This is a genomic window from Psychromonas sp. KJ10-2 (assembly GCF_047323255.1).
In the GTDB taxonomy this organism is placed as follows: Bacteria; Pseudomonadota; Gammaproteobacteria; order Enterobacterales; family Psychromonadaceae; genus Psychromonas.
Map to the genome: position 1 here is coordinate 239,322 of NZ_CP178827.1, position 20,529 is coordinate 259,850.

Here is a 20,529-nt window from a genome sequence, read left to right on the forward strand (position 1 = left end):
CTTCCTGATAGATAAAATAGTTTGTTTATTTATAAACTTGTATTGATACTGAGTCGTCTTAATTTATTTATCTAATCCACCCATACATAAATATTTAATTTCTAGGTAATCATCTAAACCATATTTTGAACCTTCACGACCACTTCCTGATTGTTTAATACCACCAAATGGTGCTGCAGCATTGGAAATCATGGCTTCATTAATACCCACCATGCCGTATTCTAAGCCTTCTGATACGCGCCATACTCTGCCAATATCACGAGAATAGAAGTAAGCGGCTAATCCGACTTCACAGTCGTTTGCCATGGCTAATACTTGTTCTTCATCTTCAAATGTAATGATAGGTGATACAGGACCGAAAATTTCTTCGCTAGCCACGGGCATTTGATTGGTCACATTCGTTAAAATGGTAGGTTGGTAAAAGTTATTCCCTGCGTTATCTCGTTGACCACCTAATAAAACGTTGGCGCCTAAAGCCACCGAATCAGTGACTAATTTATCCACGCCATTAACGGCATCTTCAGAAATCATTGGACCAATTTCAACACCTTCAGTTAAACCATCGCCAATATTTAGACTAGCAACGGCTTTTTTGAATTTGTCAGTAAACTCTTCAAGTACAGCACTCTGGACAAAAATTCGGTTAGTACAAACACAAGTTTGACCTGCATTACGGTATTTAGACGCCAGTGCACCTTGTACAGCAGCATCAATATCAGCATCATCAAATACGATGAAAGGTGCGTTACCCCCTAATTCCATGGATACTTTTTTTATCGTCGAAGCACATTGTTCGATGAGTGTTTTACCTACAGCCGTTGAACCGGTAAAAGTAAACTTCGCAATATCAGGATGTTGCGTTAATACTTTGCCCATGCCTCTTGAGTCATCACCAGCTACAACATTGAATACACCTGCAGGGATACCAGCGCGCTCTGCTAATTCAGCCATGGCTAATGCAGAAAGTGGTGTTAATGCAGCAGGGCGCACCACAAAAGTACAACCTGCCGCTAATGCTGCCGCTGCTTTACGTGCAATCATTGCATTAGGGAAGTTCCAAGGCGTAATAGACGCTACAACTCCCACTGGTTGCTTAACTACAACAATACGCTTGTCACCTGATGGAGCTGGGATTGTATCGCCATAAACGCGTTTGCCTTCTTCAGCAAACCATTCTACGAAGGCGGCACCATAGCCAATTTCACCTTTTGCCTCAGCAATGGGTTTACCTTGTTCTAAGGTCAGAATACGAGCTAAGTCATCTTGATGTTGGATCATTAAGTTGAACCAATTACGCATTAAAGTGCAACGTTCATTGGCTGATTTTGCAGACCATTTCTTTAAGGCTTTTTTAGCTGCTTTCACAGCAAGTTTTGTATCGGCTACACCGGCATTACATACCTTGGCAACTTCTTCACCTGTTGCAGGGTTCGTTACGCTAAAGAATGAATCGCTGCTATGCCAGCTACCATCGATGTAGGAAAATGTTTTGAGTAATTGCTTATCTTGTAGTGCGTTCATGGTTATCTCCAGCTTATTTATGTTTAAAAATGCTTAACTGTGTGAACTCGTAACTCATTTTATTTATTAGACTAACTTTCTGACCTTATTGAATAACAACTTTAAATAGAGTTAAATACAAAACTTTAAACAATAAGTTTGAACTGGATAAAACTATGAAGAAGTCGTCGATAATTCCTAAACCTATCGCAGAATATGATTTACGCTTATTACGGATCTTTGTCTCTGTGGTGGAGAATGGAGGATTTTCTGCTGCAGAATCTGCGCTGGGAATAACTCGATCTACTATTAGCATTCACATGTCTAACCTTGAAGAGCGCATGAAACTAAAGCTATGTTTACGTGGTCGTGGCGGGTTTGCTTTGACTGAGGATGGCCATACGGTTTATCGGGCAGTGATTAACCTGTTTGATTCGTTGAACGATTTTTCATTGTTAGTAGGGTCCTTGAGCAAGGAATTAAGTGGTGAGCTAATTATCTTGTGTGCCGACCAGTTGAACCAAGCAACGCAAAACAAATTATCCGAAGTGATTAAAATAATTCACCAAGATTCACCTAGCTTACACCTAGTATTAGACAGTGAACCCATCGCTAATATCGAAAAGGCATTATTAAAAGATAAAGCGCATATTGGTTTATTTCCTGGTTATCAACAAATAGAAGGCTTGTCCTACCAACATATTACTAATGAAGCTGTTTATTTATGTTGCAGTAAACATCACCCTTTTTTTAATAAAGTCGATACCGTGATTAGTGAAACTGATTTGGCTGAGGTAGCTGCCATTCATCCTGGGGTAGATATTGAGCCTTCTGGTAGTGAGCAATTGAAAAAGTTAAACCTAATGGCCAAGTCATATCAATTTGATACACGCAAAGCGATGATCATGTCCGGAAGTTATATTGGGTTTATGCCACAAAGTTATATACAAGAAGAATTAAATAAAGGTGAGATGCGTATCATTCGTCCCAGTGAGATCACCTACCAATTTAATTTATCTTTGGTGACCAAAAAAACACCCCGTGAAGCCAATAAAGTCGAATTACTCACTGACGTATTTAACCGAGTTTTTAATCAGCTTTAAGTTATAACAAAGATAAAATGGGCATTAATAGCGCAAATAATTCAGCCTGTGAACTTATATTACACTTTGCGTAAAGTTGTTTACGAAATACTTTAACAGTTTCTTTACTAATATTTAGGTTCAAGGATATCGACAGAGACGAATGCCCTTGTAATATATACAGTGCCACCTCCGCTTGTCTTGGGCTTAATCCAATACCGTGTTGTTCTTTTAAGGTGGCTCTTAGACGTTGAGTGACCGGTTGCAGGACAATATTTATTCCTTCTTTGGGTTGATATTGTCGCCAGTGGAAAGCACATAGTCTAGATAAAATGGTTTCATAGGATTTAATTCTCTTCAACTCACCTTTACTAAATTGAACGCCACTTGTCTCATCTCTACCAAAACAGACAGTTAAGGTTGTTTCATGAGCAACGCCATAAAACAATGCAAATTCATCTACTAAAGTGGTGTTACTGTAATATTGTTTAAAGTAAGTTGTTTGTTTGAATTGGTCAGGTGCAAGATCAAAAATGCTATGAATACCTGATTGTATCCCGCCTAATACCCCCTCATAGAAAGGATCTAGTAAATACGCTGCTTTGACATAATAACTATCTACTTGATTATAAACACTATCATCGTTGCTCTCTCGATATAACTCTTCCGGATTGTGATCTTTATGGTAAGCGATAATGATCATGTTATCGAAAGTGACAATTTTACTAACAAAATGACTTAAAGCTTCAGGAAAGTTTGCTGTATCTAAATGACGAACAAGTTCACCTAAGGCTTTATCTTGCTTGCTTTGAAGGTTGTTGGTTAGTTGCATTTAGTTACCTAATCGAATAATTAAATTTAGTACGTTTATTAAACCATACCACACTAGGGTTATATACCCCTCCTGTAACAAGTTTTATGATTAATTCCATAATATTCGGGTTATGTTTTTGTTTGATGACTAAATAAAGTTGAAAAGGAACTTATTATGACGACTGCAATATCGCTTAAGTCAGTGACCAAACAGTTTAAAGACTTTCAGGCACTCAATGAAATATCTTTTGATATTCAAGAGGGTGAATTCTTTACACTGCTTGGCCCTTCAGGATGTGGGAAAACGACTTTATTACGCTTATTAGGTGGATTTGAGCAAACAAGTACAGGTGTCATTGAACTGTTTGATGAAAAAATAGAGAACCTACCAGCTAATAAACGTCCTATTAATACTGTGTTTCAGCATTACTCACTTTTCCCACATTTAACCGTGCATGAAAATGTGCAGTTTGGCTTAAAAATGCAAGGCGTTGACAAGGCTGAAAGAGTAAAACGTGCTGATGAAATGTTAGCACTAGTGCAACTTGAAAAGTTTGCAGACCGTAAACCGAATCAGTTATCGGGCGGTCAACAGCAGCGCGTTGCTTTGGCAAGAGCCTTAGCACCTAGACCAAAATTATTGCTTTTAGATGAACCATTATCAGCATTGGATCTTAAGTTACGTCAAAGTATGCGACTTGAATTAAAGAAAATTCAGCAACAAACAGGGATCACCTTTGTCTTTGTAACCCATGACCAAGAAGAAGCATTAACCATGTCGGATCGCATTGCCGTCATGTCAGCAGGCCACCTACAGCAGTTAGGTACGCCGTCGGAGATTTATGAAGAGCCGGTTAATGAGTTTGTGGCTGATTTTATTGGTGAAACAAATTTATTAAACGTAAATGTATTAAGTAAAGGTGAACAGTCTGCTGAGGTCACTATTCAAGCTAGCGATACAGAGCATCAGAACAGTGATGTCATTGAAGTTCCTTATTTTAATCGACTATTTTTAGGTCCAACAGCAAAATTATCAATTAGACCTGAACGTATTACGATTAGTCCTTTTACTGGAGAAACACCACTCACAGCTACTGTCGAACAAAGCATTTATATGGGGACGGATACACAATATATTGTGATACTAAATACCAGGTGTGAATTGCTAATCCGCAGTCAAAATATCACTAGCTCTAAAAAGACGTTTGAACAGGGCGACAAAGTAAATATTAGCTTCGATTTATCTACCGCTCGTTTAATCAGGGGGTAGGGATGTTGAATATACTTAACCTATCAAAAGAAGAAAAGGTCCGTTATGGCCTGATCTCTCCTTCAATGTTTATGATTGGATTTTTTCTACTGATCCCTATCTCCATTGTATTTGTTTATTCCTTTTTGCAACCTGGTACATACGGTGGTGTAGAATGGGTATTTTCATTAGATGCTTATAAACAGTTTTTATTTCAAGAAGACTTTTTAACTGAAGAGTTGCAATTTACCTCTGCATACCTAGAGATTTTTGGTCGTTCATTTTCTCAAGCTGCCATCGCAACTTTATTGTGCTTTATGATTGGTTTTCCTACCGCCTATTTTATTGCTACAAGACCGGCAAATACCCAAAGCTTATGGCTATTCGCTATTACTATCCCTTATTGGGTTAACTTATTAGTGCGTACTATCGCCATGTTATTCATTATTAGGGATCAAGGTCCGCTTAATGAGTTCTTGATGTATTTAGATTGGATCGATACGCCTATAAAATTAGCTTACACGCCATTTGCTGTATCGCTAGGCCTATTTTATTCCTTCTTACCTTTTATGGTATTACCTATTTATACTGCCTTATCTCGCTTTGATATGTCATTGCTAACGGCGGCACATGATCTCTATGCAAGCCGTTGGGCTGCACTTAAGAATGTCCTCATACCAAGTGTTTCAAATGGTATTTATGCAGGTTGTTTATTGGTCTTTATCCCTTCAATTGGTTCATTCATTGCGCCAGATTTATTAGGAGGCGGTAAACAATTAATGATAGGTAACTTGATTGCATTGCAATTCCAAGGTTCTCGTAACTGGCCATTTGGTGCGGCCATCGCGATTATTTTACTGACCATCATACTCATCACTTTATTGATTTTCTCTCTACGTAAAAAAGGAGAGCAGCAATGAAACACAGCATAAGTTATTACCCAGGTACCAAACCAATTACCGTATTATGTTTATTTATTTTATATACACCACTGATCGTGATTAGTTTGTATTCTTTTAACTCATTACGTTCTATTACTACGTGGGGAGAGTTTACATTCGATTGGTATATAAAAGCATTTAGTAATCCTGCTATTCAAAATGCAACCATGAACTCCTTATTAATTGCTGTTTTAGCCTCTTCTATTGCCACTTTAATCGCCTTGGCAGCGGCGATGGGGATGTTAAGAGGTACCCCATTAAAAAGGCAAAAAATAGTGGTGGGTGTGATCAATTTACCATTGTTATTACCAGAGATTGTAGTAGCAGTTGCCAGTTTAATCTTTTTCATTGCTATCGATATGACCTTAGGGTTAGGCACCATTTTATTAGCACATATTGTTTTTTGTATTCCTTTTGCGTACTTGCCGATTTCTACACGGTTAAAGGACATTAAACAAAGTTTTGATGAAGCCGCCTATGACCTATACGCGTCACGCTGGCAGTCATTCCGACATGTCACTTTGCCTATGGCCATGCCTGGTATTGTATCTGGATTGATGCTTGCCTTTGTTGTATCACTGGATGATTTTATCATCGCTAATATGGTTGCAGGGCCTGGTTCAAGTACTTTACCAATGACCATTTACAGCATGTTACGTGTTGGTTTAACACCAGAAATTAACGCGATATCAACCATTTTATTATTGGTTTCAATTTTATTTGTGACTGCCTCTTGGTGGTGCAATCGTTCAAGTAAAAGTTCTACATAAACTAAATGAAAGGAGTTCTATTATGTTAAAAGTAAAAGGTATGTTCCCCGCTAAAGCAAAGGTATTAGCAATTGCTGTTACTGCAAGTTTATTAGGTGCGACAACAGCAAATGCAGCGGGCCAGTTAAATATTTATAATTGGTCTGATTATATGGATCAGGCGGTACTTGATAAGTTCTCTAAGAAATACGATATCAAGATCACTTACGATACATACGATAGTAATGAAACATTGTTGTCTAAACTTAAATCGGGTGTGACTGGTTACGATGTAGCTGTGCCTGGCGATTACATGGTTAAGATTATGATTGAGGAAGGTTTACTGGAAAACATTGAAGCAAATAAACTGAGCAATTTTGCTAATGTGAAAGATGAGTTAATAGATGTGTATTACGATCCTGGCCACCAGTATTCAGTACCTTACCAAGCTGGCACGACTTCATTTGTGGTTGATAAAGCCGTTTACGATGGTGATATTAATACCTTAGATATTTTATTTAATCCGCCTGAAGAACTTAAAGGAAAAATTAACATTTTCCGCGATGTAAATAACGTAGTTAATGCAGCGCTTCGTTATAAAGGTTATGAAATTTGTAACAGCAATCGTCAACAGTTAAGCGAAGTAAACGACCTATTAACCAAAGCTAAAGAAAATTGGTTAAGTATTGCGTCTGATGGTGCTAAAGAGATGTTGATTTCAGGAGATGCAGCAGCGTCTATGTCATGGAATGGCATGGCGTTACAAGCTCGCCTAGAGAGACCAACCTTAGAGTACGCTTACCCTAAAGAAGGGATGACAGCTTGGGCTGATAACTTAGTTGTCTTAAAAGGGTCTAAAAATATTGAGAATGCAAAACTGTTCTTAAACTTCATGTTAGAGCCTGAAAATGCCGCAGCTATTTCTAATGTGACTGGTTATACACCAGGCGTGAATGGTGCAGATGCTTACCTTGTCAAAGAGTTTAAAGGCGCACATGAATTAAACCTTCCAGAAGGTACTGCAACACCGCAATTTGTACCGCCGTGTAGTCCTGAAGTAGTTAAATTATATGACCGTTTATGGACTAACTTATTAAGATAGTTTGATTGGTAAGGTGGAATAACCGAAAGTTAATCCACCTTTAGCTCACTTCATGAAAATGGTTCTTCATTGATTTTTTTACAAGAACACCTACCCGCCAATCGAGAAAATAAAATGGATAAAACATTATTAAAAGACATTCTTAACGCAGTAGAAGGTCGCCGCGATAATATTATTAATGAGTTAACTGATTTAGTGGCTTCTGATAGTACCTTAGGTAATGAACAGCATGCTCAATCTATCATTAAAGAAACGTTTATTGGTTTAGGTACAAATGTCGAAGAGGTGTCTATCGACCTTGATAAGTTAGCTAGTTTACACTGGGTTTTCACCTCCTGTGACTTATGATACTGATGGCCGAGTGAACATAGTGGGTATTCATAAACCTAAAAAAACCGTGGGTAAATCACTTATTTTAAACGGTCATATGGATGTTGTTCCTACTGGGCCTAGACATCTTTGGGAAGTAGACCCTTTTTCACCACATGTAGAGGGTGATTGGTTCTATGGGCGTGGTAGTGGCGACATGAAGGCTGGTATTGTTGCTTACTGTAATGCCTTCGCTGCTTTAAAAGACTTAGGTTATCAACCCGCGGCTGACGTTATACTACAAAGTGTTGTTGAAGAAGAGTGCACAGGTAATGGCGCACTAGCTTGTCTAGATGCTGGTTATACAGCTGATGCTGCTGTCATTCCAGAGCCTTTTGGACAGTCTTGTCTTGTTGCCCAATTAGGGGTGATGTGGTTCCAGTTAAAATTAACAGGTAAACCAGCGCACGTACTCGATACTTCTAATGGTAGTAATGTATTTGATTCTTTGTACGTTGTAATCAATAAATTAAAAGAGTTAGAAACAGAGTGGAATAAACAAGAGCATCGTCATCATTGCTATAGTGGCCATGATCACCCTATCAATTTTAATCTTGGTAAAGTACATGGCGGCGATTGGGCTTCAACGGTTGCCTGTTATTGTGAAGCTGATTTTCGTGTAGGGTTTTATCCGGGGATGACGCTGGAATATGTGAAAGAAAAATTACAACAAACAATTGATGAAGCGGACATCGCAAATGATATTGACGTTGAGCTTTGTTATACAGGCTTTCAAGCTGAAGGCTGTGAAATTGAAGAGGAAGCACCGTTAATTCAATCAATTAAAGAGGCACACCATATTGTGGCGAATAAAGATTGTGAAACATTGGCGGTAACTTGTACAACGGATGCACGTTTCTTCCAATTATACGGAAACACTCCAGCTACTTGTTATGGTCCTATCGCTGAAAATATACATGGTTTTAATGAGCGGGTTTCCATTAATAGCACAATACAAGTTGCTCAGGTGTTAGCTGTCTTTATTGCTAACTGGTGTGGTTTAGAAAAAATATAAATGATGGTACGAGCAAACATTCATGTGAAGCTATCAAGCAATAAAAGTAATTAATCTGTGATTACTGATTAATTCAAAGTCAACATTTAAGCTAGGGTGTTGGCAATAACAAGGTAAGAAATTATGTTAGTGTTCGAAAGAGTAGAGGATAAACATCATCCTGATTTTGAAAAAGCTTTTGCCATTTATGAAAAGAGTTTTCCGATTTTTGAAAGAAGGGCTAAGTTTGATCAGATTGCTGCTTTAACTGACAGCGATTACCATTTTATTATTATTAAAAAGCTAGAAGGGGATTTGTTAGGCATTTTATTAACGTGGAATAAAGATGATTTTATTTATATTGAACATTTTGCCATCACACCTTTAGCAAGAGGCAAAAGCCTAGGCACACGCACTTTAAAACATCTTAAGAAAGTTGCAGATAAGACCATTTTATTAGAAATAGATCCGCCCGTGGATACCATTTCTAAAAAGCGTAAAGCCTTTTATCAGCGCCTGGGTTTTGTGGTCAGTGATAAAGAGCATATACATCCTTCTTATCGTAATGAAACAGAGGCTCATCCGCTAGTTATTATGTCTTATCCTGAATTAACAGATAAGATTTATCATAGTTTCCAAGATAATTTAACCAATCAAATCATGCAATATTCTGAAATAGATTGTTAAACAGATAACGATTTATTTCTCAGCGTTTTTAATTAAATTTACGTGGCAGTTCAAGGTTGAACCTGCCACGTAAACTAAACATTAACGTTATTGAATGTTGACTCTCACATCACTGACCCAAGTTTCAGTGATAGATTCACCTTGTTTATTGACTAAATAAGCGCGTATATTCACAGGGTTGGTATTAGCCTGTTTGAAGTCAAAGGTTAATCGCCACTGATCTGTGCCAACAATCGGATAGGCTCGAATAGGCTCTAGGATTTCACCATTACTGGCTTCAACAATAGCTTTGATACCGCTGTCACGGTCTAGCCCTGTTAATAATGGGCCTTCAAAATCAATCACCATTTTGTTGATATCTTCAGGAATCGGTTGCCCAGGGATACCTCCTAAACCTTGTCGTGTATTAACAACACTTGCTAACTCTTTAGATTTTGGATCCAGTGGTCGCCATTCGATATCATAAGAGAATGTAAATTCATCTCCTTTACGGGCCGCTTTTTCAGGTACCCAATAAGCGACTATGTTATCGAAGGTTTCATCCTTTGTCGGAATTTCAATTAACTGAACAGCGCCTGTCCCCCAGTCACCTTGTGGTTTAATCCAAGCTGATGAACGTTTGTTGTAGAATACACCATCATCTTGGTAGTGCTGGAAGTCACGATCTCTTTGAATGAGGCCAAAACCTTTCGGGTTGTTGTCAATAAAACTAGTGGTCGATACCGACAGGGGATTATTGAGTGGACGCCAAATTTGCAGTCCAGATCCGGTGTGAATCGCTAAACCGTCACTGTCGTGGATTTCAGGGCGCCAATCTTTAGCAATGGTTTTATCTGTTTCTGAGTACCAAAACATACTGGTTAAGGGCGCGATTCCTAATCGTTCAACATCGGATCGCATATATAAATTAGCGGTAACCGAGGTAATATGGCCTTTGGCTTCTTTGTTATCTTTGCTCAATCCAAAACGATAGGCTCCGGTTATAGAAGGACCATCAAGCAATGCCCAAACCGACAAGCTTTCACCTTCTTTTTCTGCTGGGCCTAACCAAAAGGCTTTAAAACGTGGGAATTCCTCAGGTTGGTTCATGCCTGTATTAATCGCAACACCTCTAGCAGATAACCCATATTGCCCTTCAGGACCATCGGTTCGAAAATAGGATGCGCCTAAAAAAGATATCCAATCTGGTTTAAGGTCCGGTCGCATTACTCTAAAGCCTGCAAATCCAAAGCCCTTGGGAAGGTCATGAGCAGGGCTATCAGCTGGCATATCAAAAATGTTATTGTCAAAAGGCACCGTTGTGACCCTATTTTTTTTGTCTCTAGTGTAAATGCTTACTGGGTCAGGAAAATATCGGCCAGGATAAAATAATTGTACAGGTGCATTCTTCCCACTTGGGTAGAAAGTTTTTTCATCTTTGAAACGTATTTTCCAATGTTGGTCATAAGTCATTTTATCGATTAACTCAGGAGCTGGATTAACCGGTGGGGAATAAGGCTGAGCTGCTGAGGATTTAGCGAGTGCTTTTAAATCTTCGAATGTAAACTTCGTTCTATCTATTGCTTCTGAAGCGTAAGATGAAAGCGAGGTAGAAAAAACGATGGCGGCAAGTAATTTTAATTTCATAAAAACTCCAATAAGTTGACTCTAAAACGTGCGTGTTTTCCACACTTCATTTATTAACTCTCTGAACTATTTTAGAAATAGCTTTAACTAAATATGTGTTTTTAAATAATGATAATGTTTGATAGGTTTATCTCGCTAAAGCCGACAATGCTTTAAATAAATCAGGTGTTGCAAGTACATAAGCTTGTTCCTGTTTATTAAGGTAACTAACTGCCTCAGCTACATTTTTTGCATCGGATATTTTCATTGTGGCTGTGGCTTCAATGATATCTACTTGTCCAGCCTTTCTAGTTGGGATCGCGTCGATGACAGCGAGGTGACGTGCATACCATTTAGGATCTGAAGCCATTCGCGCTAAATCAGGTGCATCGATCACTGATTGCTCATAAATGCTTTTAGCCTCATTCATTGCAATTAGGATAGATGGTTGTTCTTTTTCATATTGTGTGGACAATATTCTGCATTTTTTAATGAAATTACCAAGTGCCCAAGAGCTTGTTAACATTGATAAAGGAACGGATAACAACATGCCGATAATGGCAGGCGACAACCACGCTAACAAAGCTAAAGAGTTAAGGTAACCAGCAACCGTTAATAATATACCGGCTATCATGTGCCAACGGTGTCTATAAATAAGATGTTTAATCGGTAAACTGCCGTCGTCGCGTCGTTGTGGATTCCAACCTGAGTCTTGGCCCATCAAAATAGATAAAACTGCACCGCTATGAATCAACATCATAATAGGGGCGATCATGGCTGACAAAATAACCTCGACAACAAAGCTAATTATCAATATGAATCCACCTCCACAACTTTTTCTTAAGGGGCTATGAATTAAGTATGAAATTAACCCTAAGGTTTTAGGGACAAAAAGTATCACCATGGTAAAGGCGAAGAGGCTCAAGGCACGAGCAGCATCCATTTGCGGCCGTAGGGAATAACGAAAACTCATCGCCAAAGTATTCAGGACGAATATATTCAGCCTGTAAAGAGAGCGCTAACCCTACTAGAATTAACATCAGCCATAACGGAGAAGAGATATAAGACATTATCCCCGTTAACAAATGTGAACGACTCACCCAATGCAGACCCTTTGCCGTTATAATACGGGTATGTTGTAAGTTACCTTGGCACCAGCGACGGTCTCGAATGGCTAAATCTGTGATAGAAGGAGGGCACTCTTCGTAGGAACCATAGAGGTCGGCTGCAATGGTGACACTCCAGCCTGCTCGTCTAATTAATGATGCCTCAACAAAGTCATGGCTTAAAATATGACCACCGAATGGTGGGGCTCCTTTAATATCGGGTAAACCCGCCGCAGACATAAGCGCCTCTGTGCGGATAATTGCATTGTGCCCCCAAAAGTTACCTTCTTTATGAGTCCACCACGCCAAGCCGCCACCAACAACAGGACCATAAACACAAGCTGCAAATTGTTGTAACCTCGCCATTAATGTTGTGCCATTAATTAATTGAGGAATAGTTTGAATTAAGCCTGAATCTGGATCCGCCTCCATACGCCGAGCTAACTCAAGCATGGTATCTGCTTCCATCAAGCTATCGGCATCTAGTACTAATAAATGGTCGTAACTTGACCCCCAACGCGTACAAAAGTCAGTAATATTACCCACTTTTCTCGCTGTATTTTTTTGACGTCGTCGATAATATACCTTGATAGTATTGTTTACACGTTTACGTAATTGATGAAAACAAGCTTCCTCCTTTAATGCCACATCGGGATCTGTCGTGTCACTCATCACAAACCAATCAAATGCAGCATTTTCTCCTGCTTGTTCGATGGCTGTTGCCATCACTTCAATAGAGGCATAAATACGATCTGGATCTTCATTGTAGGTGGGCATTAATACAGCGGTTCGGCCGACTAATTTATTATCCATGCGTTGTGGTTTTCTTCGGCGTTGTTTGCATACTAAAAAGAAGCCAACAATCGACGCACTGAAAGAGATAGTTATCCAGCTGAAAGTTAGGGCAAATAAAACCAGAAATACATATTGAATAAAGGTCATGTTATTCGCACCTAACACCGCATGCATTTCATTAATGCCCCAAACAGACAATAACAATGATGACCCTAGCACGACCCATCTTCTTAACGCTTGAGAACGAACCCCATTAGGATTAACGCTAGCGCGTTGACTGCTGGCATCAAAGTGACTTAATGTTTGAATGGGCATCTCTTTGAAATGTTCATCTGGCATGCCTGGTTCAACGGATTTCCACACAGATTGAGTTGCTTTTCTATCTATTATTTTGTCCATTGATACATCCAATTTTCCGCTTTTCTGCCATCGGTAAACTGTAAGTCTAATCTCAATTCAATTAATTCTGCATCAAGTGGATCAAGCTTCAAAAGTAACGCGGTATCCATTATTGTGGTTTTTAGCGACAACCACGTTATGGATTTCACCCGCTGTATTCTCGATGTGCGCAGTAGGGTTTTGATTGTTGGTGTTGTCAGTTGGATTTGGAAAACGGTAGTCAATAACAAATAAACGTTTTTCAGTTGGTCCATTGATACTTGCTCGACCATTTCGAGTTGCTTCAACGATTGCTTCACCTTTATTCGGTGAGGGTGCTTGTCCCCACAATAAACGATAAGCAAAATGGTATTCCGAGCCTGCAGGTATCACCTCGTTAGGTGCCCAATAAGCAACTATATTATCGTTAACTTCAGAGTCTGTTGGGATTTCAACTAATACAACAGAGCCTCTTGCCCAGTCACCTAAAGGTTCAACCCATAAACTAGGACGTTGCTCATATTTGGCTTCTAAATCTTGAAAATTATTAAAATTACGGTTTCGTTGAATTAAACCAAAACCAAGGGGACCATTATCACTAAACGCACTGATCTCTAAGTTATTAGGGTTACGTAAAGGGCGCCATAATCTATCTCCACGTCCGTTAATCATTAATAATCCGTCTGAGTCGTGAACCCGCGGACGAAAGTCATCTACTTGGTCTCGGTCGTAAGAAGAGAACATAAACATACTGGTTGCGGGCGCGAGGCCTACTTTATCTAAATCTTCACGAGGAAATAGGGTCGCTTCAACATCCATTACAGTGTTATCGCCAGGGCGAATCGTAAAGCGGTAAGCACCAGTGGTACTTGGACTATCTAACAAGGCGTAAACAACGATCGAGCTACTATCATTGGCCGGTTTCTCAATCCAAAATGCGCGAAAAGCGGGAAACTCTTCCCCTTCAGGATCGGCCGTTTTCAGTGCCAAACCACGTGCTGATAAGCCATAACCTTGGTGCTTACCCAGAGAGCGGAAATAACTACCACCTTGAAATACTGCGACTTCATCATAGTAATCTGGTGAATTTAACGGGTTATGTAAGCGAATACCTGCAAAACCAACATCGGCATTAGGCAGGGCACGTTGCATTACTTCTCCTGTGGTAAACATTTCAGGGTTATAACGTAAATGCTGTGATTGGCCATTTTCAACGATAGCGACCTCTACCGTTTCTTTAAAGTAAAAACCACGATGAAAAAGCTGCATTTGAAAAGGTAATGATTGATTTTTCCAAATAGACGCATTTGGGTTAAAGCGGATATCGCGGTACTGGTCATAGTTCAGGTCTTGTAATTCAGCAGGTAGTGTAGAGTCAGGTTCTTGATATGACTCTTTAGCCAAATCACGCGCTAAATTAATCACCGTATTACGATTAAATTCACCATTTACTGCATAGATAATATTCGGCGTATCTGCCGTTTGTGCACTTGGTAAAGTCTCATTAATAAAAGTGGTATCAGAGATTGCCAAACTGGGCAACAAACTGCTTACTACTATCAATTTTTTTAAAGTAAAATGACGCATGCTTGTAGATAACAATGGCATATAATTTAACTCTCCAGTTATGACCCAAATGGCTAACAGTTGAAATAAGATTTTACTTAGTAAGAATAATCACACTCATCAATGGACTTGTTTTATTTGACCTGAAATAAGTTAGATAAAGATTAAGAAAACTATCCATATAATGACTGAGTGATAATTAAATATCGTTTGTATTGAATACAATCAATTACAGTAGTGATAAATACAGACTCTGATTAAAGACAACCTTTAATTTTAATAGTTTCATTTTAATTACACATTAAATTGATAATTATTGTTTGTCAGAAGGTTGTATAGGTTTTAAGGGAGATGAATGCTGTTGTTTAATAAAGAAGGGGAAAGTTTAACTTTAAATAAGTTTAGTCAAATCTATAAGATTTAGCTGTGATGAGATCGGTCCTAAAATTTAAGGGGGTAAGGAATGAGATTTATTTTTGTATGAGATGAAACTAAAGAATGGTGCTCGCTACTGGACTTGAACCAGTGACCTACGCCATGTCATGGCGGCACTCTACCAACTGAGTTAAGCGAGCTTATTAAGAAGCTGTTGAAAGCAAAGTGATTTTGCTTTATCTCTGGGGGACTGTCAATAAAACTTTGCGAAGTTTAGTTTGTTTGATGTATTTTTTGTGCGCTGGCAAGCTTAAGTGCTTATTTATGCTCCGTTTTCTCGCCATTTAGCCGCTTCGGTTTTTGTACGTTCAATCAATTTTGGAATTTCTGCTAGTGATTGTTTGTAGATAATATTAACTCTTTTATAAAAAACGATGGTTAATAACATACCTGCAATAAAGGCGAGTAGGGTTAATAGACTCAAAATTGATAGACCACGTTCTTGATAGCTTTCAATTAAGCTTAGTATTTTCCCTTGCTCGAGTGTCACACGAATATAACCAATTTTAGTATTGTCAGAGTACAGCTCGGCAATATGTGGAATAACCCCTTCAACTTTTGTTGTATTTTCTTCATCTAATTGTAATAACTCAGGTAAGGGTAATACTTTTTCTGACTGATAAATAATTTTACCAAATTCATCGTAGATGGTGGCGTCTCTGACAATTGGGTCATCACTTAGGTCATCAATCAATAATTTTAAGTCGTCTTGGTTTTTTTGCGCTAAATAGCGTGAAGCCTCTGCTGCGGCTAAATTGGTAAGTGAGTACGAAAATTTTTCGGTTTGTTGGTAACGAACGCCGTTAGATTCATTCTGTAGGCTATTAAATTGGTAAGCAATGATTGCAAATAGGCATAATATTGCTGCTATTTGTGACAGTCGTACTATCCAAAAAAATTTCTTACCCATATCTTTAACCCTTTCGTTACACTATCTAGACTTGCATTATAAATTAGCAATCGTTATCTTGTGACTCATCTTTTTATTCTGTTTTTATAACAGAATCTTACATTAATTAACCCATAGGCATCTTACAGTGGAAACGACTATAACACTTCAACTCCCTTCAAACCCTATTTCAATTATGCAATGGAAATCTGATTTACAATCAATGATTGAAAATCACCATGCATTATTCTTGATTAATGACTCAAATGATATAGCTACTCAATCTGAGTTAGTCTTAATGGGAACTGATTTAAACACAAATACGTTGAATACGTTAACTAATTTGTTAGTTGAGCATGCAATTAGTCAGGCTAAAGTGAGTCATATTAGCCAAGTTGAGGGCGTTAATTTAGTTAGATTATCTCTTGATAAAAGTAAAGAGGACTTAAATACTGCAATTAAACAGTTTGCTCAGGAAGCGGCTGTTGATTATGCCTTAGTAGCAAGCTTACCCGATTTTGCTAAGCCTGGTTTGGTATTAATGGATATGGATTCAACTACAATCCAAATTGAGTGTATTGATGAAATTGCGCGTTTATATGGAGTAGGGGAACAAGTTTCTGCTGTTACCGCCGCTGCGATGCGTGGAGAACTAGACTTTAATGAAAGTTTACGTACCCGTGTTGGAAAATTAGCAAATGCACCTGAAAGTGTAATTAAAGAAGTCGCTGACAATATGCCATTGATGCCTGGTCTTGTCGCTTTAATTGCCGGCCTAAAAGCAGCAAATTGGAAAGTGGCTATTGCCTCGGGTGGATTCACTTATTTTGCTAACAGATTAAAAGACGATCACGGCTTTGATGCGGCTTATGCAAATACGTTAGAGATTGTCGATAATACCTTAACAGGGCAAGTAACAGGTGAAATCGTTAATGCGGATGTGAAAGCGCGCACTTTACAAGAGTTAGCGGAGAAGTTTGATATTCCTATGTCACAAACCGTTGCAATTGGCGATGGTGCTAATGATTTAGTGATGATGGCTGCTTCATCTTTAGGCATTGCAATCCATGCTAAGCCAATTGTACAAGAGAAAGCGTCTGTTGCTTTAAATAACTTGGATTTAGAAGGGGCGTTAGGTTTATTACATGCTTCTTTACCTTTAGCGTAATCGCTTAATAATGAGTAGCGTATTGTTACAATAGGCTACTCATGACTACGCTATTAAGTCAGTTGACTGATAAACATTTATAAAACTTGTTCTGTTCTATCTATGACTTGTAGCATTACTTTGATATTCAATAACTCTTCTTCTAAACGTTTAGTTAAATGTATTGCGTGACAGGAGATAATATCCATTTCTGACTTAATTAACGTTAAATTAGGCATATCGATGGTACTGAGTCGGTAATGTAGTATTTGCAGTTGTTTAAGTTTTTTGTGTTCTACAATAAACTCTCTTTTCGCAAATTCTGATTCAAAATCTTCATCTAAGTAACTTTCAATTTTCCATTTATTATTATCATCTTTGACTTTTTTAACGTAAATACTGCGTTCGATAGTGAACGGAGTATTACCTATGGTGCTTTCACGTAATGGAGTAAAGAGAATACGGTCTAATAGTTTGTTATTAGAAAGTGCTATATGGTTATTTTGGTTCGCGCTCTTACAGTCGAAGTTAAAGAGTTGCTTTAATGAGCGAGATGACTCTGTAATGGAAGAAAAGCTGATAGTCGGCTTACCATTAGTGATTGCTACATAAAAGAATGCAGGGTGAAGTGCCGCTTCTGCTGCCTCATGTAAACGCGGAGTCACGGGCTGCTTGTGTGACTTAAGTGGGATCTCTTTAAAGTGTGCTGGATTACTCTTCACTAAAAGCGTAAAGAACTGTTTCATGGTTTTATAGCTTTCACTTGATGCTATTTGTAAGTGATAGAGATGCTTTGCACTACTGGACACCACACGATATTCGATATTAGTGAGCGTATGTTGTTTAGTTACTTTTTGTAAATCAGTGAAATCAATTTTGATCAGGCTACGTTTTGCTATTGCTTTAGGGGCGGCTAACGCAATTTTTAGCCCAGAACCTGAAAAATCAATAATTTTGGCAGTAAGCGTTTGCCCAGCAATATTAAGCGCTATGTTACTTGTATAACTGTAACGTTCCTCTTTTCTCAACTCATCCGGAAATAGATCATATGTAGGCGTAAATCCTTGCTCTGTCTCTTTATGCACAAATCGGTTAAGTAAATTAGGGTTACCTTTATCAGCTTTAGGGTTAACAGAGATGATTTCATCGGTTGCTATTTCGGTCAATGTTGCCACATGTGAAATACCGCTGAAAATTTTAGGGCGAACGTCAGTTAACTGATAATTTTTAACGGCTTGATAGGTATAAGGTTGTAAAGTGAGATGGTAACAATGCCAGTTAGTTTGGTTTCTACCATATTCAATAAATAGGTGCTTTAAACCTTGCGCTTGTAATTCTTGTTCGGTGGCCGAGAGCAGGTACTCTTCACCGTCTTTAATGTAAGTGAAGCTATAAACCGTAGTCGTTATTAGTGTGTCCGTTGTGTTTAGTAATGCAGCTAAACGTGCAGTACTAAATAGAAAGGGCAATTGATTCGAATTATTACAACGCCATTGATTTAAAACCTCTTTATTAACGGCATTTCGTAGCATGAACAAAATAGGTTTGTTTGCTTCTGCGTTTAAAAAAACAGGTAGGGTGTTCAAAGCATTCAGTGTGCTGTTTTTTAATGCCTTTTCACGCGCAACTCTAAAGTAATAGAGTACATCCAACTTATACTTGTGTTGGTTTGCACGAATAAAACCTTGAATAAATTTTACAAAATCTGGTTTATCATCTTCTATATTCAAATACAGGTAAAAACCGGTACGTTCTTGCTGTTGTTTTACTAATCGATAATTGATTTTTTTATTGCTGATCGCTTTGTCTTTATAGTCATTGCTTAACCCAGTGAAGATGACCTGAACGAGTTGATCGGCTAAATGTTGTTCTTGCTCTGGTAATTTAACTTTTATTCCCGTCACGGAAATATTGGAAGTAGCGGCAGCAAGTACATCACCATTGGCTAACGCGATATTTACTTCAGAAACAAAAAACATCCGCGCAGCGGCTTGCCTGCGATGATTATTGAGCTCGATATTTTCGGTAATGTTTTCATTAACTTCTAGCACATTAGCTTGTAATGCTTTTTCATTTTGAATCTGCTTCACTTTTTGCACATGATTTAACACATGCTCATAAACGCCGATTGTGTAACCACCATAAAGTGTTAACGCTGCTTTTAGGGCTTTATTCGCAGAGACAGTTAAATAATGGGTAATATCAAGGTGTTCGTATTGCTCTGTTTTATCAATTACTTTTTCACGTAAGTCGATAATACGTGTACAAGGTTTTACTAAGCGATTCACTTCCATTTTTACTAGGAATTTATCACTTTGACTCTCCCCAAAAAATATTTTATCAAGCATGCTATTGAAATCTGGTTTATTTCTATAGGGTATTAATGCATTGATTTGAGGTTGGTAATCCTTGAAGTTCATAAATATTGCTATCTCGCTTGGTGGGCCGTGCATGGGTAATCTAGTAGTAAATAATAGTTAATTTATCTACTACTAGCAATAAGTCGTTTATTTCTCTTATATTTTTACCACATCAAGTCATCTGGAATAGCAAATTCAGCATACGGATCGTCTTCATCGCTGGTTTCTTCAACTTGACTTTGATCGTGCAAAGCCACTAAGACTGATTCATCAATAGCGCGTAGTTTTTCTGCTGCTTCTTTGTTAATTAAGTAAAACTCTTCATTTAATACACAAATCGCAAAACTGCCTTTGATCAAACCTTGTTGGATTTTAGGTGTTACAGCAATACGTTTCACTTTATTGTCATAGGTGAAATGGTAATCCAGCTCTCCTTGATAATCTTTTTCACAATGCTGCGCGATCATTTGAATCAGTTTGCCGTGTGCGGCTCTAACAGCAAGCTCCTGTTGGGTTTGCTGATTATTCTCTAAATCTTTCTGCTTTTGTAGTTCTGCTTTTTCTTGAATAGCTTTTTGTACATCAGAAACTGCGACTGTGCCTTTTTTCTTCTTTTGCTTTGCTTGACGGCGTTTTTCCGTTTGTGCTTGTTTTGCCTTTTGCTTATTGACTAAGCCTGAATTCATTAATTGATCCTGTAATGAAGCCATATTGAAACCCTTTGCTGAAATTTGAAAAGGTTAGTTTATCACACTATATAAT

At 38.3% G+C, this 20,529-nt stretch carries 17 protein-coding genes, 1 tRNA gene and 1 pseudogene; 9 read left to right on the forward strand and 10 right to left on the reverse strand.

The features are described 5' to 3' along the window. Positions 1-63: 63 nt before the first annotated feature. Entirely contained in the window at positions 64-1,521 is a 1,458-nt protein-coding gene (locus ACLKL2_RS01140; RefSeq protein WP_413693052.1) for an NAD-dependent succinate-semialdehyde dehydrogenase, read from the reverse strand. Between the two features lie 155 nt (positions 1,522-1,676). Here ACLKL2_RS01140 and ACLKL2_RS01145 point away from each other — a divergent pair, with 155 nt between their 5' ends. Next, on the forward strand, positions 1,677-2,603 hold the full coding sequence (locus ACLKL2_RS01145; RefSeq protein WP_413693053.1) for a LysR family transcriptional regulator: 927 nt from the start codon (positions 1,677-1,679) through the stop codon (positions 2,601-2,603). 1 nt (position 2,604) lies between these two features. On the opposite strand, the gene ACLKL2_RS01150 is transcribed toward ACLKL2_RS01145, so the two are convergent. Beyond that, a complete protein-coding gene (locus ACLKL2_RS01150) occupies positions 2,605-3,414 on the reverse strand; it encodes a helix-turn-helix transcriptional regulator (RefSeq protein WP_220149655.1) in 810 nt (269 codons plus the stop codon). 156 nt (positions 3,415-3,570) lie between these two features. Between ACLKL2_RS01150 and ACLKL2_RS01155 the strand changes: the two genes are divergently transcribed. The 7 genes from ACLKL2_RS01155 to ACLKL2_RS01185 all read left to right on the forward strand — a co-directional run bounded on the left by ACLKL2_RS01155 (position 3,571) and on the right by ACLKL2_RS01185 (position 9,486). Beyond that, positions 3,571-4,665 carry an ABC transporter ATP-binding protein gene (locus tag ACLKL2_RS01155; RefSeq protein WP_413693054.1) on the forward strand — a complete coding sequence of 365 codons (1,095 nt, stop codon included), beginning with the start codon at positions 3,571-3,573 and terminating at the stop codon, positions 4,663-4,665. A gap of 2 nt (positions 4,666-4,667) precedes the next feature. After that, positions 4,668-5,564, forward strand: a complete 897-nt coding sequence (locus tag ACLKL2_RS01160) for an ABC transporter permease (protein WP_413693055.1) — start codon at positions 4,668-4,670, stop codon at positions 5,562-5,564. Further along, on the forward strand, positions 5,561-6,355 hold the full coding sequence (locus ACLKL2_RS01165) for an ABC transporter permease (RefSeq protein ID WP_413693056.1): 795 nt from the start codon (positions 5,561-5,563) through the stop codon (positions 6,353-6,355). The genes ACLKL2_RS01160 and ACLKL2_RS01165 overlap by 4 nt, the downstream gene beginning before the upstream one ends. 22 nt (positions 6,356-6,377) lie before the next feature. After that, positions 6,378-7,436, forward strand: coding sequence for an extracellular solute-binding protein (locus tag ACLKL2_RS01170; RefSeq protein WP_113818605.1), 1,059 nt, complete (start codon positions 6,378-6,380; stop codon positions 7,434-7,436). A gap of 69 nt (positions 7,437-7,505) precedes the next feature. After that, positions 7,506-7,784: a hypothetical protein gene (locus ACLKL2_RS01175; RefSeq protein WP_413693057.1), complete on the forward strand. Its 279-nt coding sequence runs from the start codon at positions 7,506-7,508 to the stop codon at positions 7,782-7,784. Next, on the forward strand, positions 7,774-8,820 hold the full coding sequence (locus tag ACLKL2_RS01180) for an ArgE/DapE family deacylase (protein ID WP_413693058.1): 1,047 nt from the start codon (positions 7,774-7,776) through the stop codon (positions 8,818-8,820). The genes ACLKL2_RS01175 and ACLKL2_RS01180 overlap by 11 nt, the downstream gene beginning before the upstream one ends. A 123-nt stretch (positions 8,821-8,943) precedes the next feature. Next, positions 8,944-9,486, forward strand: a complete 543-nt coding sequence (locus ACLKL2_RS01185) for a GNAT family N-acetyltransferase (RefSeq protein WP_413693059.1) — start codon at positions 8,944-8,946, stop codon at positions 9,484-9,486. Positions 9,487-9,573: 87 nt separating this feature from the next. On the opposite strand, the gene ACLKL2_RS01190 is transcribed toward ACLKL2_RS01185, so the two are convergent. From ACLKL2_RS01190 to ACLKL2_RS01215, 6 genes and pseudogenes are all read right to left on the reverse strand, one after another. Next, entirely contained in the window at positions 9,574-11,112 is a 1,539-nt protein-coding gene (locus tag ACLKL2_RS01190; protein WP_413693060.1) for a glucan biosynthesis protein, read from the reverse strand. A gap of 127 nt (positions 11,113-11,239) precedes the next feature. Further along, positions 11,240-11,905: a hypothetical protein gene (locus ACLKL2_RS01195; protein ID WP_413693061.1), complete on the reverse strand. Its 666-nt coding sequence runs from the start codon at positions 11,903-11,905 to the stop codon at positions 11,240-11,242. Positions 11,906-11,972: 67 nt separating this feature from the next. Continuing rightward, positions 11,973-13,391: a glucans biosynthesis glucosyltransferase MdoH gene (gene mdoH, locus ACLKL2_RS01200; RefSeq protein ID WP_413693062.1), complete on the reverse strand. Its 1,419-nt coding sequence runs from the start codon at positions 13,389-13,391 to the stop codon at positions 11,973-11,975. After that, positions 13,379-14,957: pseudogene (locus ACLKL2_RS01205) on the reverse strand (glucan biosynthesis protein). The gene mdoH and the pseudogene ACLKL2_RS01205 overlap by 13 nt, the downstream one beginning before the upstream one ends. Before the next feature lie 478 nt (positions 14,958-15,435). Further along, positions 15,436-15,511: transfer RNA gene (locus ACLKL2_RS01210), tRNA-Val, on the reverse strand. A 122-nt stretch (positions 15,512-15,633) separates the two neighbouring features. Continuing rightward, on the reverse strand, positions 15,634-16,281 hold the full coding sequence (locus tag ACLKL2_RS01215; RefSeq protein ID WP_413693063.1) for an AhpA/YtjB family protein: 648 nt from the start codon (positions 16,279-16,281) through the stop codon (positions 15,634-15,636). A gap of 127 nt (positions 16,282-16,408) precedes the next feature. Between ACLKL2_RS01215 and serB the strand changes: the two genes are divergently transcribed. Then, positions 16,409-17,428 carry a phosphoserine phosphatase SerB gene (gene serB, locus ACLKL2_RS01220; protein WP_413693064.1) on the forward strand — a complete coding sequence of 340 codons (1,020 nt, stop codon included), beginning with the start codon at positions 16,409-16,411 and terminating at the stop codon, positions 17,426-17,428. 77 nt (positions 17,429-17,505) lie between these two features. Here the strand turns inward: serB and ACLKL2_RS01225 are convergent, their stop codons facing one another. Both ACLKL2_RS01225 and ACLKL2_RS01230 read right to left on the reverse strand, forming a co-directional pair. Continuing rightward, positions 17,506-19,827, reverse strand: coding sequence for a PilZ domain-containing protein (locus ACLKL2_RS01225; protein ID WP_413693065.1), 2,322 nt, complete (start codon positions 19,825-19,827; stop codon positions 17,506-17,508). A gap of 104 nt (positions 19,828-19,931) precedes the next feature. Next, on the reverse strand, positions 19,932-20,477 hold the full coding sequence (locus ACLKL2_RS01230) for a DUF2058 domain-containing protein (RefSeq protein WP_413693066.1): 546 nt from the start codon (positions 20,475-20,477) through the stop codon (positions 19,932-19,934). Positions 20,478-20,529: the final 52 nt, after the last annotated feature.

Bases quoted from the DNA above. Each gene is read 5' to 3' on its own strand.
- mdoH (WP_413693062.1), bottom strand. From the start codon at position 13,391: ATGGACAAAATAATAGATAGAAAAGCAACTCAATCTGTGTGGAAATCC.
- ACLKL2_RS01185 (WP_413693059.1), top strand. From the start codon at position 8,944: ATGTTAGTGTTCGAAAGAGTAGAGGATAAACATCATCCTGATTTTGAA.
- ACLKL2_RS01215 (WP_413693063.1), bottom strand. From the start codon at position 16,281: ATGGGTAAGAAATTTTTTTGGATAGTACGACTGTCACAAATAGCAGCA.
- ACLKL2_RS01155 (WP_413693054.1), top strand. From the start codon at position 3,571: ATGACGACTGCAATATCGCTTAAGTCAGTGACCAAACAGTTTAAAGAC.
- ACLKL2_RS01165 (WP_413693056.1), top strand. From the start codon at position 5,561: ATGAAACACAGCATAAGTTATTACCCAGGTACCAAACCAATTACCGTA.
- ACLKL2_RS01230 (WP_413693066.1), bottom strand. From the start codon at position 20,477: ATGGCTTCATTACAGGATCAATTAATGAATTCAGGCTTAGTCAATAAG.
- ACLKL2_RS01160 (WP_413693055.1), top strand. From the start codon at position 4,668: ATGTTGAATATACTTAACCTATCAAAAGAAGAAAAGGTCCGTTATGGC.
- ACLKL2_RS01190 (WP_413693060.1), bottom strand. From the start codon at position 11,112: ATGAAATTAAAATTACTTGCCGCCATCGTTTTTTCTACCTCGCTTTCA.
- ACLKL2_RS01140 (WP_413693052.1), bottom strand. From the start codon at position 1,521: ATGAACGCACTACAAGATAAGCAATTACTCAAAACATTTTCCTACATC.
- ACLKL2_RS01150 (WP_220149655.1), bottom strand. From the start codon at position 3,414: ATGCAACTAACCAACAACCTTCAAAGCAAGCAAGATAAAGCCTTAGGT.
- ACLKL2_RS01225 (WP_413693065.1), bottom strand. From the start codon at position 19,827: ATGAACTTCAAGGATTACCAACCTCAAATCAATGCATTAATACCCTAT.
- ACLKL2_RS01170 (WP_113818605.1), top strand. From the start codon at position 6,378: ATGTTAAAAGTAAAAGGTATGTTCCCCGCTAAAGCAAAGGTATTAGCA.
- ACLKL2_RS01145 (WP_413693053.1), top strand. From the start codon at position 1,677: ATGAAGAAGTCGTCGATAATTCCTAAACCTATCGCAGAATATGATTTA.